The sequence below is a fragment of the Microcystis sp. M53603_WE2 genome (genome assembly GCF_030065435.1).
In genome coordinates this window covers 1-1155 of sequence record NZ_JASJFF010000051.1, presented here as the reverse complement: position 1 = coordinate 1155, position 1155 = coordinate 1, and the positions used below count along the sequence as shown (strand labels likewise).

Below are 1155 nucleotides of genomic sequence, written 5' to 3'. Positions count from 1 at the left end.
CGCTGTAACTATGATAACATCGTTGTTAAATAAAAATCTTTCTCAATTAATTCTTAAGAATTTATAAATATTGCGGAATGTTAATTTAAATATTCTCAAGTTTTTGCAGTCAATCAATAATTTTTGCTTATCTTTGTTAGAAAATAGAACTCCTGCAAAAATCCAACATCTACCATTGGGTTAGGAGTCTCCGAGTCAGGAGTCAGGAGATTATTTTTATTTATTCTCCCCACTTCCCACTTCCCCACTCCCCACTCCCCACTCCCCACTCCCCACTCCCCACTCCCCACTCCCCACTCCCCACTTATGAGAGATGATCAAAAGATGAAAGAATCGTGGCGAGAACGTCTGAATATCTCTCGAATAGCGATTAATGCCCCGAGGTTAACCATTGCTTTCTGGTTAGCGGTGGCCATGGCGGGAATTTTTGCTTTTAGTTCCCTAAAATACGCTCTTTTCCCCGATATCAGCTTTCCAGTCGTAATAATTAACGCCCAAGCGGATTTAGCTACTGCTATCACCACGGAACAGCAATTAACTAAACCCCTAGAAAATCCCCTTTTCTCTCTCCCCGGTTGTCGGGATGTGTCCTCGACTACTGCCCCCGGACAGTCAGTAATCAGCGTTTTCTTTAAAATTGGCACAAATTTAGACAAAGCCACCGCAGCAGTTAAACAGGCTATCTCGCAAATCCCTTTACCCTCTCAAGCTACTACAGAAGTTATCCCCGTTGATTTAAATGAGTCGGCAACAGTCACATATACGCTGGTGAGTGAGCAGAAAACTCTGGAAGAATTAAGCCAAATCGCCCAAGATAATTTAATTCGGCCCTTAAAAGCTCTCGAAGGTACGGCTAAAGTTAATTTACTCGGTCAAGGTACAGTTAGGGAAGATAATCCCCATAAAAGCTTAACCCGACCATTGCCCACGCTGGTACGCTTTAATGGCCAAGAGGCGATCGCTGTGCAGGTAATCAAACAAGGTGCTGCCAATAGTCTCGATCTGGCCGCTCAAGCAGAAAAACTGGTTAAAGACATAGCACAAAAACTGCCCGATGTCAAGATAATTTTAGCTGAAACCCAAGCGGAATATATTCGCGCTGCCCTACAAGGCACGATCGATGATTTACTCTTGGCAGTTTTGCTGTCGGTGCTG

At 43.6% G+C, this 1155-nt stretch carries 1 protein-coding gene; it reads left to right on the top strand.

Annotated elements, in window-relative coordinates; genetic code table 11:
* Positions 1-324 precede the first annotated feature (324 nt).
* The coding region (locus tag PX481_RS01185) for an efflux RND transporter permease subunit (protein WP_288093247.1) at positions 325-1155 on the top strand (831 nt) is incomplete at its 3' end.